The organism is Spartinivicinus ruber, from assembly GCF_011009015.1.
GTDB classification, from domain to species: Bacteria; Pseudomonadota; Gammaproteobacteria; order Pseudomonadales; family Zooshikellaceae; genus Spartinivicinus; species Spartinivicinus ruber.
Window position 1 is genome coordinate 42,273 of sequence record NZ_CP048880.1, and the last position, 13,351, is coordinate 55,623.

At 40.9% G+C, this 13,351-nt stretch carries 21 protein-coding genes and 2 pseudogenes; 17 read left to right on the plus strand and 6 right to left on the minus strand.

Annotated features, from left to right (window positions below; all coding sequences use genetic code 11):
- The first annotated feature begins 10 nt into the window (after window positions 1-10).
- From G4Y78_RS29680 to G4Y78_RS29710, 7 genes are all read left to right on the plus strand, one after another.
- Window positions 11-235, plus strand: a complete 225-nt coding sequence (locus G4Y78_RS29680) for a Cro/CI family transcriptional regulator (RefSeq protein ID WP_163836839.1) — start codon at window positions 11-13, stop codon at window positions 233-235.
- Window positions 213-836, plus strand: a complete 624-nt coding sequence (locus G4Y78_RS29685) for a toxin YdaT domain-containing protein (protein ID WP_163836840.1) — start codon at window positions 213-215, stop codon at window positions 834-836. Before G4Y78_RS29680 ends, G4Y78_RS29685 begins: the two co-directional genes overlap by 23 nt.
- Before the next feature lie 420 nt (window positions 837-1,256).
- A complete protein-coding gene (locus tag G4Y78_RS29690) occupies window positions 1,257-2,120 on the plus strand; it encodes a replication protein (protein ID WP_163836841.1) in 864 nt (287 codons plus the stop codon).
- A gap of 3 nt (window positions 2,121-2,123) precedes the next feature.
- On the plus strand, window positions 2,124-2,846 hold the full coding sequence (locus tag G4Y78_RS29695) for a replication protein P (protein WP_163836842.1): 723 nt from the start codon (window positions 2,124-2,126) through the stop codon (window positions 2,844-2,846).
- 120 nt (window positions 2,847-2,966) lie between these two features.
- Window positions 2,967-3,569: a hypothetical protein gene (locus G4Y78_RS29700; RefSeq protein ID WP_163836843.1), complete on the plus strand. Its 603-nt coding sequence runs from the start codon at window positions 2,967-2,969 to the stop codon at window positions 3,567-3,569.
- The gene (locus tag G4Y78_RS29705; RefSeq protein ID WP_163836844.1) at window positions 3,556-4,680 is read left to right on the plus strand and encodes a helix-turn-helix domain-containing protein; all 1,125 of its coding nucleotides are present in this window, start codon (window positions 3,556-3,558) and stop codon (window positions 4,678-4,680) included. The genes G4Y78_RS29700 and G4Y78_RS29705 overlap by 14 nt, the downstream gene beginning before the upstream one ends.
- Window positions 4,681-4,836: 156 nt before the next feature.
- Window positions 4,837-5,709, plus strand: coding sequence for a HEPN domain-containing protein (locus G4Y78_RS29710; protein ID WP_163836845.1), 873 nt, complete (start codon window positions 4,837-4,839; stop codon window positions 5,707-5,709).
- Between the two features lie 60 nt (window positions 5,710-5,769).
- On the opposite strand, the pseudogene G4Y78_RS31840 reads toward G4Y78_RS29710, so the two are convergent.
- A pseudogene (locus G4Y78_RS31840) lies at window positions 5,770-5,886 on the minus strand (hypothetical protein); the annotation flags it as partial.
- Window positions 5,887-5,908: 22 nt separating this feature from the next.
- Here G4Y78_RS31840 and G4Y78_RS29715 point away from each other — a divergent pair.
- Window positions 5,909-6,073 carry a hypothetical protein gene (locus G4Y78_RS29715; RefSeq protein WP_163836846.1) on the plus strand — a complete coding sequence of 55 codons (165 nt, stop codon included), beginning with the start codon at window positions 5,909-5,911 and terminating at the stop codon, window positions 6,071-6,073.
- A 164-nt stretch (window positions 6,074-6,237) separates the two neighbouring features.
- Here the strand turns inward: G4Y78_RS29715 and G4Y78_RS29720 are convergent, their stop codons facing one another.
- Window positions 6,238-6,591, minus strand: a complete 354-nt coding sequence (locus tag G4Y78_RS29720; RefSeq protein ID WP_163836847.1) for a hypothetical protein — start codon at window positions 6,589-6,591, stop codon at window positions 6,238-6,240.
- Window positions 6,592-6,840: 249 nt separating this feature from the next.
- On the opposite strand from G4Y78_RS29720, the pseudogene G4Y78_RS29725 reads away from it, so the two are divergent.
- A pseudogene (locus tag G4Y78_RS29725) lies at window positions 6,841-7,452 on the plus strand (replication protein P); the annotation flags it as partial.
- A 187-nt stretch (window positions 7,453-7,639) separates the two neighbouring features.
- Window positions 7,640-8,338, plus strand: a complete 699-nt coding sequence (locus G4Y78_RS29730; RefSeq protein ID WP_163836848.1) for a substrate-binding periplasmic protein — start codon at window positions 7,640-7,642, stop codon at window positions 8,336-8,338.
- Window positions 8,339-8,897: 559 nt separating this feature from the next.
- Here the strand turns inward: G4Y78_RS29730 and G4Y78_RS29735 are convergent.
- The 3 genes from G4Y78_RS29735 to G4Y78_RS29745 all read right to left on the minus strand — a co-directional run bounded on the left by G4Y78_RS29735 (window position 8,898) and on the right by G4Y78_RS29745 (window position 9,723).
- Entirely contained in the window at window positions 8,898-9,059 is a 162-nt protein-coding gene (locus G4Y78_RS29735; protein WP_163836800.1) for a hypothetical protein, read from the minus strand.
- A gap of 217 nt (window positions 9,060-9,276) precedes the next feature.
- Window positions 9,277-9,465, minus strand: coding sequence for a hypothetical protein (locus G4Y78_RS29740; RefSeq protein WP_163836849.1), 189 nt, complete (start codon window positions 9,463-9,465; stop codon window positions 9,277-9,279).
- Window positions 9,466-9,537: 72 nt separating this feature from the next.
- Window positions 9,538-9,723 carry a hypothetical protein gene (locus G4Y78_RS29745; RefSeq protein WP_163836850.1) on the minus strand — a complete coding sequence of 62 codons (186 nt, stop codon included), beginning with the start codon at window positions 9,721-9,723 and terminating at the stop codon, window positions 9,538-9,540.
- Between the two features lie 179 nt (window positions 9,724-9,902).
- Here G4Y78_RS29745 and G4Y78_RS29750 point away from each other — a divergent pair, with 179 nt between their 5' ends.
- The 7 genes from G4Y78_RS29750 to G4Y78_RS29780 all read left to right on the plus strand — a co-directional run bounded on the left by G4Y78_RS29750 (window position 9,903) and on the right by G4Y78_RS29780 (window position 11,886).
- Window positions 9,903-10,118 (plus strand): hypothetical protein, encoded by a 216-nt coding sequence (locus G4Y78_RS29750; protein ID WP_163836851.1) that lies wholly within the window; start codon window positions 9,903-9,905, stop codon window positions 10,116-10,118.
- A complete protein-coding gene (locus tag G4Y78_RS29755) occupies window positions 10,118-10,426 on the plus strand; it encodes a hypothetical protein (protein ID WP_163836852.1) in 309 nt (102 codons plus the stop codon). The genes G4Y78_RS29750 and G4Y78_RS29755 overlap by 1 nt, the downstream gene beginning before the upstream one ends.
- A 4-nt stretch (window positions 10,427-10,430) precedes the next feature.
- On the plus strand, window positions 10,431-10,751 hold the full coding sequence (locus tag G4Y78_RS29760) for a hypothetical protein (RefSeq protein WP_163836853.1): 321 nt from the start codon (window positions 10,431-10,433) through the stop codon (window positions 10,749-10,751).
- Between the two features lie 41 nt (window positions 10,752-10,792).
- The gene (locus tag G4Y78_RS29765) at window positions 10,793-11,002 is read left to right on the plus strand and encodes a hypothetical protein (protein WP_163836854.1); all 210 of its coding nucleotides are present in this window, start codon (window positions 10,793-10,795) and stop codon (window positions 11,000-11,002) included.
- An 88-nt stretch (window positions 11,003-11,090) separates the two neighbouring features.
- Window positions 11,091-11,342 (plus strand): AbrB/MazE/SpoVT family DNA-binding domain-containing protein, encoded by a 252-nt coding sequence (locus G4Y78_RS29770; RefSeq protein ID WP_163836855.1) that lies wholly within the window; start codon window positions 11,091-11,093, stop codon window positions 11,340-11,342.
- The gene (locus tag G4Y78_RS29775) at window positions 11,335-11,538 is read left to right on the plus strand and encodes a type II toxin-antitoxin system TacA family antitoxin (RefSeq protein ID WP_163836856.1); all 204 of its coding nucleotides are present in this window, start codon (window positions 11,335-11,337) and stop codon (window positions 11,536-11,538) included. The genes G4Y78_RS29770 and G4Y78_RS29775 overlap by 8 nt, the downstream gene beginning before the upstream one ends.
- A 6-nt stretch (window positions 11,539-11,544) precedes the next feature.
- Entirely contained in the window at window positions 11,545-11,886 is a 342-nt protein-coding gene (locus G4Y78_RS29780; RefSeq protein WP_163836857.1) for a hypothetical protein, read from the plus strand.
- A 17-nt stretch (window positions 11,887-11,903) separates the two neighbouring features.
- On the opposite strand, the gene rho is transcribed toward G4Y78_RS29780, so the two are convergent.
- The gene (rho, locus tag G4Y78_RS29785; protein WP_163836858.1) at window positions 11,904-12,863 is read right to left on the minus strand and encodes a transcription termination factor Rho; all 960 of its coding nucleotides are present in this window, start codon (window positions 12,861-12,863) and stop codon (window positions 11,904-11,906) included.
- Window positions 12,864-13,351 lie beyond the last annotated feature (488 nt).

Sequence of the window (13,351 nt, forward strand, 5' to 3'; positions counted from 1 at the left end):
GGGTGCTTCAATGAACATTACTCAAGCGATAAACCATTTTGGAAATAAGGTTAAATTAGCTAAGGCTATCGGTGTTTCTCCCTCTGCTATTAGCAAGTGGGGCAACACAGTGCCTAACTCTAGAGCTTACCAACTTCAAGTCATCACAAATGGTGCACTCAAAGCCGATGGCTTAAGCCTGCAAAACACTAACAACAAAGGATTGAGAAAAAATGAACGCACAATCACAGTCTAGGTTTTGCCTAATCCAAAAATACGTCAACCGCTGGTTAAGTTTACCTAAGTTAAATCGGGCGATTCTAACAGATAAAGTAGTAACCGCATTCTTTAACTTAAATCTTGACCAGATTCTAACCGATGAATCTATCAAGTTTAAGACCACTAACGATGAAGACTGTATAAATGCAATGCGGGTTAACAGTCAAAAGCTGTTTAGGTGGCTTGGATACTACGAAGAACAACCGCCATCTATCGAGAAACTACTACACCTTGAGCCCGCCATAGTTGCGGCTATGCCCAATGATTTAAAGATTGCTTACCTCAATGAAGTGTACGCCGGTAGCGATGTGTATATCGGTGTTAAGCAAGGAAATGAACCAAAGTCAGGGGGTGGGGGCTGCATTAACCAGGTGGCGGCATCCATCACTAAAGAGAACTCAGAGGCTCAGATAGCCGTGTTTCAGCTTGGCTCAAATCCAACCATAGAGCAGATCAAGAACACCTACAGAGAGTTAGCCGAGTCAGTCGGTACGACGCTGGGCGCTATTGAGTATTTAGAAAATAAGTTTCCTGGGGTTTTTAGCAAAGACTGTCGCCAATGGGCTAAGGCCATATGAAGTGGCGGCTAATAGGGGTATGGCTGTAAAGCTTTTCTATCTGGCAGGACGTAAGCGGCCCAGCGATACCCCTATCAACCACAAACAGAATGCTAAAAAATGATCAATTTTTCAACAATGTTTACGTTATATAGATATGCTGATTTGCTTGTTAATTAATCTATGTGGATGGTGGGCTAATAGGATTGCCAGCAAGACTATTAACGCCTGTGAGGATGAAAAAGGCTTGGCGGCAACCCCATCAACGGAACTAGCCGAGTATGCGCCCAGTTGTTCAAAATAACAACAAGTTTATTGCAGATTTTAGATTAGAGGTCCGCCAGGCCAGTAAACAAGCAGGCATCAGGGTAGGTTGATGTACTCGCTTAATGACCTAGAACGGCGGTAACTGCAAGGCATCAAAGTAAAAGAGTTTTTAGTATGTACCAGCAACAAGACGCAAATATAGTAACTTTTCCGACTGCTCAGCCAGAAGGAAAAAAAGGTTTTGTAATGATAACCAACGAGCTATTAGAGGCTTCCTGCAAAGTAAAACTAAGCAGCAGACAACACAATATACTTAACGCTGTGATTCGTAAAACGATAGGCTTTAATCGTGACTTTGATTGGTTAGCCCCTCAGCAGATAGCCGAGCTAATTGATTATGATGGTGATATTTCACACATATACGCTGACTTGCGTGTATTGAAATCAAGAAACATTCTTGTAGCTGATGGCAAATCTATTGGTGTTAATTTAAACGTTTCTGAATGGGAGCTTAAAAAACCAGTAGCTAAAACTAGCAGAAAAGTGCCACAAAATAAGCAGAAAACTGCTAGTAATTCGGGTAATTCATTAGCGGAAAACAGCCAACATACTAGCGAAAAACCGCTAAAAAAAGTAGCAGAAACCTGCCACCTACAAAATACAATAATACATACAACAAACAATATTACCCCCTGTAGTCCCCCTGCTGGGGAAACCAGCCCAAAAACTGAGCAGGTTAAACCTAAACCCCGTTCGACCAAAAAACGAGCCACGGCAGCCCCTGAAGACTTCCCGGTTACAGCTGAGTTGATCCAGTGGGCGAGTGAAAAATCTATTCAGGTTGACCTGGTGATCGAGACAGAGAAGTTTTTGGATTACCACCGTGCCAAGGGCTCAACGTTCAAGTGCTGGGCCTCAGCCTGGCGAAACTGGATGCGCAACGCTCAGAAATTCGCTAACGAGCGTGGTCTTGTCGTACCGATGCAAGCACAACAAACAACAACACAAACCAACTGGAATACGGACTTAGGGTGGTAAGCCATGAAGCAAGGAAACCAGGTAATTACTCAGATGAGCTTTAGCGCTGCTCACCAACACCAGGCAGCACCAGAACAACCCAAGCTGAGCATAGGCGAGGAAGCTAAGCAGATCATCGACAAGGTTTTTGATTACATCAAGGGGGCTAAGCCTGCTTGGAAATATTCATTTACTGAGGACGGCTCAGAAGGCCAGGCCAAGCGCGAATGGACTAAAGCGTTTATCGAAAACAAGGTGACTCAGATAGAGCAAGTTAAAGCTGGGTTGCGTAAGGTGCGTAAAGACCCTTCACCCTACTTTCCAAGCTGCGGGCAATTCATCAGTTGGTGTAAGCCTGACCCTGAAGACTTTGGGCTACCGATGAGCCACACGGCCTACTATGAGGCTTGCAGAAATGCACAAGTACCAAGCCAGGCACAATGGACGCATGACGCCGTATTTGCAGCAGGACAGGCTACCGGGTGGTATGAGCTGAGAAGACGACCAGAGCAGGAGATTTACCCGGTTTTCAAAAGAAACTACGAGGTAGCTTGTAGAAAAGTGATGAGCGGTGAAGAGCTGGTGATACATAAGGCGTTACCAGGAAGGCATAAGACATTAGCCGAGAAAAACGACGAGTACCACGCTAGGGAGTTGGCTAAGAAGGTGGAGAAAGCTGGGTTGAGTGGGTTAAATGGGAAAGACGCAATTAGTCGTATGCGGGATATGTTAAAGGGGGCGGCGTGATGTACTGCTTGTAATTTATACTTGAATGAATTTTACACAATTAGTTGACAGAATTCAAAATATGCAAGACAATGGTTGACGTATTTTAAATTTTGCAAACTAAAAGGAAATAAAGTATAAATGCCGCACCAATTAGAGACCTACTCGAAAGACCTAACTCAAGAAAGATTGGAGTTTATTGCAAACGAGATTATTAGTGTTGTAGGTGAAAGCCAAAACGACTGCTCCACTGAGAATGATACCCCATACACTCAAGGAACAAATGTTTTTGGAAGAGTAAAAAAGAAGTTTGAAAACTTGGGTGATGATCCTGAGATTGAATGGATAAACATGGCAAGAACTACTAATGATTATGTTATCAAAGTTGGCGACACACCTATAGAAGTAGTTCAAGATGATTACCAAAACCCTCAAAAGCAACACAGATTTAAGGGGCTAAATAAGCAAGCTCCTGGACAACTTACATTAAAACTCGAAGACCCAATCGAAAAGGTCACTTACTGGTGGATTTTCATTAACAAACCAGAAAATGAGTTAGATAAGTTAGTAGTTAGCTTTATTGGTTATACTGAAAATTATGACATGCTGTGCGAGTGGCATTCAGATAGAGCAGGTGGGCCTATAGTCAATCCAGTTGATTTACCAGAGCCTAAGCTCATTGAAGATAAGCCGCTGAAACGCACTAAGCGGAAGCGCAAAGAAAAAGACAATGACGACGAATGACCTTTTTGGAAAGATATTTATTGGCGATAAACTAAAGCTTGCAAGACTTGCGACAGGGATGTCGTTAGAGGAAGCTGGAAGCGTAATTGATGTATCACGACAGTATGTGCATAAATTAGAGACGGGAAGTAGCTACCCATCTGATAGTCAAATAGAGCAATTTGCTAACCTTTATATGGTTGCTCCCTCATTCTTTTTTCAACATAGAACCTTTCCTATAGAGCCGAGTATGTGTCACTTCAGAAGTGTTAGGTCTAGCACTCAGGCGCTAAAAAATATGATCATGGCTCGTGCTGAAGTGTTTGATAGCTTAGTTAATAAGATTGAAGAAGAGGTTGAGCTACCAGCCGATATAATTCCAGACTTTGGGCTAGACTACTCAAAGGTAGAAAATATTGAAAAAGCAGCAGAGCTTTTTAGAAGAGAATTTGATTTAGGCATTGGCCCGATTTCAGACACAGTAAAACTAGCAGAAAACCTGGGTATTGTAGTCGCGAATATTTCCGGGGCAGACGATAGAGTTGATGCATTCTCGATACACAACAAGCGCCCTATGATTATCAGAAATACAGCAAAGGAAAGCCCATGTAGGTTAAGGTTTGATATTGCACATGAAATAGGTCACTTGGTGATGCATAACGGCGTTGAAACTGGCTGTAAGAGAACAGAAGACCAAGCTAACCAATTTGCTAGTGCCTTATTAATGCCTAGAACTAGTTTTCCCGCAGAGTTTCCACGTATGAGAGGGTCTAGGCTGAATTGGGATGCTCTTGGAGATTGCAAAGTTAGATGGAAAGTTAGCTTAAAAGCAATCATCTATCGAGCAAAGACACTAGGCATTATCACCAACGATCAAGCTAGAACTGGATTTACTACACTTGCTCGACATGGGCAAACAAAAACTGAAAAATTCGATGAGCTTGTGCCTCAGGAATACCCGAGTTTAATACAAAGAGCTATTGACCTGCTTGATTTCCGAACTTGGAAAGATGTTGTCAGTAATGCAGGATTAACCTCAAAGATACTAACCGAAAGATATGGGTTGCGGCCCATTCAATCTCCAATGCAGCTTGCTAGTATCGACGGTCAGAACATCGTGGCTACAGCTTAGCCTCTAAGGCTGGCTAACTCCGGCCTATATCTTCTTAATGAAAATAGCTATCAAACAAGACGCTATTAGCTGTATGTAGGCTATGCTTAGTCGGCGAAGCCTCATACACTATATTTAGCTTTTTTTAAGAAGCAACCAAAAATACGGTAACTAGTTATGGATGATTATACCCTCGACATTGATGATTTAACTGAAGAGCAAGAAAAACAACTAGAAGAAATGAGGTCATGGTTTTTTGAAAACTATGAAAACCCAGTTCATAGCTGTCCTTATATATCAAAAGAAGGTGGGTATCAGTATATATATGGTGGACCGTATGATGCAGCGGATGAGCTGGGTAGCAAGTTTGGTGGAAGTGTGGATGACAAATTAATAGAGTTTCTTGTTGCAGAAGTAGAAGAAGACTGCATAGAGTGGTCTGGGCGAGATTACAAAAAACCTGATTACTACGATGACCCTTACTTCTTTGAAGATATTGGAAGCCTTTCAAATCCCTATCTTGACTTTCAGGTGTTTATAAAAAATCTACAAAACTTGTTGAATATCAATACTGATGCAGCTAGCAAAGAGCTATTACTCAAAATGGCCTATGTGAACCTTGTAACTTCATTAGAAGCTTACCTTTTTGAGGTATTCACTTCAAAAGTTGAAAATGATGAATATTACTTCCGTCGATTTATAGAAAGCTATAAGCCTTATAAGACTGAAAAAATTAGTTTATCTATAATTTTTGAAAAGCAAGAAAAATTAAAAAACAAGGTCAAACAAGACCTTTCTCGCATACTTTGGCACAACATACCAATGGTCCAAGCATTGTTTAAAGAAGTTCTCGAAATAGAGTTTAAAGAAAAAGCAGGCCCTCTTAAAGAGGCTATGCATATACGGCATGACCTAGTACATAGGAATGGAAAAGATAAGGAAGGAAATATAATTAATCTAACAATAAACCAAATTAATGACTTAATGGACCAGATACTTACTCTTGTAGAGCATATTCACAATTCAGAATCGATGAAGGAGTCTTTCTAGTATGTACGTATGGCCAGGTAGAAAGAGAAAGCTTTCAAAAAAGGTGGCAACAACTACCAACTAAGAAAGAAACCCTCTAATACTCACCTGATAAGACCGCTTAACGTCCTTGATACTTGGTAGCCCACTAGTTCCGGGTGGAACTTCTTGTATCTTACCGCCAGCCTTCAGGAATGCAGCTAAGCAAGATCATCGTGGTATGAAGCAGGTTACCCGACCGGCGATGGAGTTTTATAATTTTCATTCAGCGCAGAAAACCTTAGCGGGTATTGAATTGATTCATATGATTAAAAAATGGCAAATGAAAAAACACTATCGTGGCAATTTATCACCAGATGAAAAATTTTATGCATTAACAGGATAATTGTGCCCAAGGAAAAGTACTTTTCGAATTAACAGAATTTTTGCAACAGAACCAAATGCATGACATTGTTATAGGTCTTTATATTAATCGCTATGAATTTGGGCGAAACATTTGATGAACACAGGTTTGATCCACTCCCCATGTGTTCACTATTATTCTATTCGTTAAGGGCATGACCAACTACTGCATCCAGTCGCTGGGAAACCACAGCAAACACCTTGCCCTAATGGACAGTTGCCACAGTCACAAGAGGCATAGCACTCATTTACACATGACCCACCACAGTTTTCATCACAGTCGTCGGTACAGGACGTTCGAAGCGCAACAGTAACATTTGGGTCGAGCTTGCATGGCTTGTCACTCAGTATACTTGGGGCGATACCATGGTTAGCCTCCATCAGTATACTTGGGGTGATACCACGGTTAGCCTCTTGAGCCGTAACTTGGACAATAGTTAAGCATAGTAACATGCCTAACATGAAGGCACATTCTTTGCGAAAAATACTGAACATATACATAATTATTCCCTTAATTATTTATAATAATTTTAAAAAAACCAGTCAGATTAATTATAACTTTCCACAAGAGAAACAATGTTAATATTCAGTTAACACTCAACAACTAGTTCTGTTGCCAAGTTTAAATATGCTTGCAAATATTAACTACAACCTCTGATACATATTTATAGTGCAGAGGTTATATGATTATTAATTTATACTTTACTTGATGTTTATTTTTAAAACTCAACTTCCACTCTTTTTAACGGGCTTTTCAAAGAGCTTGCAGGCTGCTGCACCGCATGGGCTTACACGTTTTCAGATGATGACAAGATCAAGGCAGCCAAACTGCAATGGGTTAAAACGTTTATCGAGCAAGGTATCAGCTCAGACCAGCAAATTAATATTGGCATGGCTAAGGTGCGCGAGCTAGGCAGCGCATATGTGCCAACGCCTGGGGAGTTCGTTAAGTACTGCAAGCCGCAACCCGAAGACTTTGGGCTGCCAGAGGTTGAAATAGCCTACCGGGAAGCTTGCAGCCATAGCCATAACCCAACTGGGGCTAGCTGGTCGCATGAAGCAGTATACGAAGCAGCTAAGGCAACAGGATGGTTTGAACTCAAGACCATGGAGGAAAAGCGGATACTGCCGTTGTTTGAGCGTAACTACGAGATCATTACACGGCGTGTGATGGCTGGTGAGCCGCTTTCGAATGTGCCAAAGGCTTTGCCGGGGGAAGTGCAGAAAACGGCGGCAGAGAGGAATCAGGCCTATCATGATGCACGACAGAAGGAGCAGATTAAACAGGCAGGGTTAGGGCATTTGACTAATGGGCGGGATGCATTGGCTAAAATGCGGGCGATGGTTGGGGGTGTGGTTTGAACAGGGTAAGTTAGACTTAGTTTGAAAGCACTTAGATGGCAGTAATATCTAATGTAACTACTCAAACAATGAGCCTAAGCATATTCTATAATTATTCATAAAGCATCATACAAATTTCAGGTGTAAACCATACCCTTTTCATGGGTTTTATGACACCCAATAACTCAACAAGCAGAAGTATTAAGAAATGAAACATATTGTCACTCTAACCTACATCCTTAGTATTACCGCAACAAGCCAGCAAACCCAAGCATTTGAAAAAATAAGCATACTAACTGACCACAGACCACCATTTGAATTTAAAAATGACAACGGGGAAATCGTAGGAGTAGCAGCAGACAAGGTCAAATGCATCTTAAATGCAATGAATGCTAACTTCAGCCTAGAAATAACACCATGGAAAAGAGCACAAGCTGAGACCAAAGAAGGCAATGCTGATGCTTTTTTCGCTGCGTCTAAGAACTCCTCTCGCGATGAATACGCGGTACTTACAGCCACAATAGCGGACCAATATTGGAACTGGTACCTTTCAAAAGACAGCCAGTTAGACCCAAATGATGAGGGTTTCAAATCAAAAGCAATCACAGGAAGTTGGTCTGGCTCAAACTCACTAAAGTGGCTAAAGAAAAACGGATACAATGCCAAATACAATGCAAGGACCACTGAACAACTAAGTAAAATGCTAGAATCCAAGCGGATGGATGCCATTTTTGGCAGCAATTTCGCTATTGAAGCCGATCTAAAAAAACTAAAAATATTAGATAAGATTAAAATAGTTAAAGGTATTCACAAGCCCATGGGGATGTATATATCAAAAAATTACCTATCCAAAAATAATGGCTTTTTGGAAAAATTCAATAATACAGCAACCAGCAGTTGTAAATAAGAAGTACACTGCTGGTAAATATGCGTCCCCTTAGTAATTGCTTATCGCTTAATATTTCTGGTTCCACATACTTACCGATGAGACACCATTTTCTTTCACTTTTTTTACATTTTGTGAAATTAGCAATAGCATCTCACATCCATACATAGCGCAGGGGCGATTTTTCTTTAACAGACGTAAAAAGTTTATGGTAATTATTTAAAATTTGATGATAAATAGATTGTTGCTGAGAAAAATTCAACCCAAATCTAACCTGACAGGGCACCTGAAAAATCGGGTAATGTCAGATCAGATAAGAGCCAATACAAATAAATCAAGTCAAATTTCCTGTGTCATTTAAGAGTTTCTGACAAAAAAAGCTACTTTACTGGAACTAAGTAGTCCATTTCACTTTTGTGCGAATCTAATCTACATCGATCAAAAAGCCATTAATTAATCCTGAATCAACATTGCCTACAAGACAAAAGAACTTTGTTAGATGGTTTTGTTTCGAGTAGGTAAAGCGTTGTTGTTATAGCGATTAGCAGGATGTGTTGGCTAGAATTTGAATAGTGACAAATTACGAACTTGATTCTTTTTCACGATTGCGATCAGCAATACTTTTCTTGCCGCTCGTACCTGTTGGTACTTCTGTAATTTCACCACCGGATTTAAGGAATTCAGCGGTTTGTTCTTCAATGCTCTGATGGGTTTCTCGGGGAACTTCTTTTCTAGTAGGCATAACCAAACTCATAAATTTATAGTGCTCTATATACTAATTTTAGTTCAGTTGACGATGCTCTCTTAGTTTAAATAGGAGTTGACTAAGATGCTGGTTAGGGACTTATTGGAGTTGAACAAGATTGGCTGAGCGGCCTGCGAAAAGTATATGAGTGATAAAGCAGGCCGCTAGCTGCTTAAGGCTTAATTGCCTTTGCACTGTTAATTATAGCACCTAGCTATTTTTTCTGTGCAGAAGGGCTGCCAAGCACTATGCCTATGCGAGTGTTATTGCCTTTTGCTATGCCGCTTTTACCTTTGGGTATTTCTTGGATTTCTCCACCCGCTTTGAGGAAGGCCGCCACTTGATCGTCAATATTTTTCTGGCGGGTTTCACTTGATAGTTCGTCTTGCTTTTTACGTGCCATGAGCGCTCCTGCTTTGGTTAGCCAGGTATTATACATCAAGCAGTGGAGGATTGACTGTTAACTATAAGCGAGCTAGGAAAGAAACCCTCTAATACTCACCTGATAAGACCGCTTAACGTCCTTGATACTGGGCAGCCCGCTTGCCCCTGGTGATACTTCCTTTATCTTACCGCCAGCCTTCAAGAATGCGGCGGTTTGCTCTGCTATTTTTCTGCTTCTTAGTTCTTTGGGTGTCGGCTGGTGTTCCTTGCCTGGCATAGCTGGGCTGTCCTTTGTGAGTGTTAGCGGGTTTCAGTATAGGTTAGGGGGAAATGGAGAGGTTTAAGGTTTTGTGGCAGGGGGTGGGGAAAAGGAACAAAACAACATCATTGCTATCTCATCATATATGCAGTAAATTTTCAGTAAGTATGCAGCATATCTAATGAGGAGTGCAGACCATGCCACGAGTAACACTTGATCTATCAAATGAGGTAAACAGCGAGTTAGACGCCATCGCTAAGGCTAACTGTATATCTAAGGCTGAAGTAATGCGCAGGGCTTTCGCTTTGCTTTCTATTGCTCAGGAAGAAAAAAGCAAGGGGCGTTGCTTGGGAATCATTGAAGACGCTGGAAAAGACGGCCTTAAAGCCATTGGTAAAGTTGTGGGGGTTTAATGGCTGTCTCTGAGAATAATCAAAATAATGATATTGACCTTAGCGCTGTTAGTAATTCGGTCAGCGTGTTTGATGTTAGGGATAGGTTTGGAGGCGGTGTAACAATTGACGAAGGGGAACGCCTTCGATTTGGTAAGCAAGTTCTTTGCTGGCTAGCTGTTATTTGTATTGGCGTATTTATTGGTTATGCCTGTTATCCAGAGAATGCAGCTTTACAAGGTGTATTTGAGCTGGTGAAGATAGGAGCTTTACCACTGGTTACTTTGGTCATTTCTTTCTACTTTCCTAGTAGTAATGGTACGAAGTGAGCTTATGAACAAGTCAATCATGGAAGTAGTAATCGAAGGAGCAGAAGACTTACATAGGGCTGGTTTAATGAGTGATTCAAAACTAGATGAATTTAAAAAGCGGCTCTTTAAGAACCCTGAAGTTAAAGAAGAGTACGACAAGTTAGGTAAAGAGTTTGGCTTATGTAAGGGAAACAAGCAAACTACAGATGGAATTGAGTATCAAGAGCAAATGAGAGGGGAATGGAAGGAGAACAATAACCTTGATAGCCTGAAAGTTAAAAAGGCTTTAAGCATCTTAGATCAAGTTGCTGACAGTGAGCCTATGCCAGGTGATGAGATTTAATTTTGCCTAAGTTAACTAGCAAACGTTAGGGGGAGCAATATATGTGTGATGATTTCGACTTTTCAAGCTCAGAGCAAAACCCTTATGTAAAGCAGCAGAAGAAGCTTACAGTTAGTGAGCGTGATTTTAATATGATGCTTGATTTGCTAGAAAAAGCTAAAACAGAAGAGCCAAATGAGAATCTGAAAGCAGCATTTTCCGACCCTGATTTTCAGAGGTTTATTGTTAAAAGCGAAAAGCCCAAGGGTTAGGCCTAACCGTTAACAAAGTTGATTAGACTCAGGCCTTGGGCGCTTGAGCTTAGTTTAACTTAGGTACTGGCTTCAAAGTAGGTGCTTCATGCATGAATTAACCAGTAAACGGCAAGTCACTATCCCTAAAGCTATTTGTGATGAGCTGGGGTTAGAACCTGGTGATATGGTAGATGTGTTTGCTAAGGATGGGGTTGCTCACATAGTCAAAATGAGCAATGACTCTCTAGCAAATCAACCTAAGAAAAAAATAGGCTTGTTGGATGGGAAGCTAGATATACCTGAAGATTTCGACGAGCCTTTAGCTGATGATACGCTAAAAGGATTTGAGGATGAGTAAAGGTATGGATGAATCCCAAAAAAGCATGGCTGACTTACTACATATGCCAGATGCTGACGACATTGACTTTGATTCCCCGAAAGCAAACATTATTTTAAAGGATGATATTTACGAAGAGTTTCTAGAAATGCTGGAACAAGAGCCAAGTCCAGCACTTAAAGAGTTGTTAGAAAGCAAAGCACCTTGGGAAGATTGATAAAAAATGGGTAACAGCCTAGATGATCTTAAAAAACGAGTCCTTAAAAATCCTGAAGTTAAAAAAGAATACGACAGGTTAGGCAAAGAGTTTCTAACTATTCACCTAAAGCAGCTTGCCAGCACTCCTGATGAAAGTTTTGTTCACACTAGCCCGGAAGATGTAAAAGGTAGAGTAAGGCGAATGCAGTACAAAGGCTTTCAAGGTTCTGTTGAATATAGTGCTGACGATGATTTGTTATATGGAAAGGTGTTAGCCGTAGAACCCTTAATCAACTATGAGGGCTCTACAATGGATGAGCTAAAGGCGGCTTTTGAGGCTGCTATTGACAGCTATTTAGAGAGTTAGGTGTAGGCATAAATTACCTAATTGCTTTCATTTTTAATATTTAGTAGTGCTGCATTCGTTGGGTATTCCTTAAGTAACTCAACAAGTTTCCTGGCACCCTCTACAGGTTTAAGGCTCGTAAGCGCCTTTCGCAAAACTCTTACACTTTCAATATCTTTCGAATTTAGAAGAAGCTCTTCACGACGCGTACTACTTTTAGCAATATCCAGTGCGGGAAAAATTCGCTGATTCGCAATCTCCCGAGATAAAACAATTTCCATATTACCCGTGCCCTTGAACTCCTCAAATATCACCTGGTCCATCCGGCTTCCAGTATCAACGAGTACAGTCGCTAGAATAGTAAGCGATCCACCATTCTCAATCTTTCTAGCAGCGCCAAACAGCTTTCGTGGTATTTCCATAGCTCTAGCGTCAACTCCACCCGACATGGTACGACCGCTGTTCTTTTGCCCTGCATTATGTACTCGTGTAAGCCTTGTTAGAGAATCAATGACAACCATTACATTGTGACCTTCGCCAGCCTCCTGAAGAGCGGTATTAAGAAGATTATTAGCAACACGTACGTGTTGATCATAGCTTTCATCAGAGGATGAGGCATGTACTTGTGCTGGCACACTGCGCTTAAAATCAGTCACTTCTTCAGGTCGCTCATCAATGAGTAACGCATAAAGTTTTATCTCAGGATAAGCTTTCCCCACTGCTTGGCAAATATGTTTCAAAATAGTCGTTTTTCCCGAGCCTGGTGGAGCAACAATCAAGCCTCGTTGACCCATTCCAATTGGCGAGATCAAATCAATCGCTCGCGTGGTGAGTTGCTGAGAACCTAATTCTAGGCGAATACACTGTGTAGGATTGATAGCTACGCCATTTAAAAATCGCTTTTGTGGGTCATCATGAGATACATCCTTAACCACCTCATCTCCTTGTTTGGAGTCCTTATTTCTTTTCACCTTCAAACGTAATATTTTTTTCGTCATTATGTCTATTTATAGCTCTGGAGAATTAAGTGTTTTACGCCATTTTTACAGTAGCTCACAACTCTTTATTGAGGCCCATGTTTTTTCGTCTTTATCAAATATAACTTGTTAAGCACCGATTTTGGCAGGCTTCGCTTGATAGACCAACTTGTGAGTTCTTACATGACATAGGTGCTCCTAGTTAAGTTGGTTGCGTATTGTACACGAAAAAAGTTGAACCGTTTTGCTCAATAATGAAGGTTTAGCGATATCTGAAAAACGATCAAGAATCCCCCTGCACCATAGTTCAATTAATATTGCATAATGTATATGCAAACTGTTGATTTTAATGTGATTAGTTACTATGCTGCTTATGTCAGGTGAGACAAGTGGCACCTAAATAGAGGGAGATTTGCGCCCAAATTTTATACTGCCGTATATTTTTTAATCTTGAAAGATCAGTTCATTTCAATTTTGCAAGTAAAAAATAGATTAATAATCACAAGCCC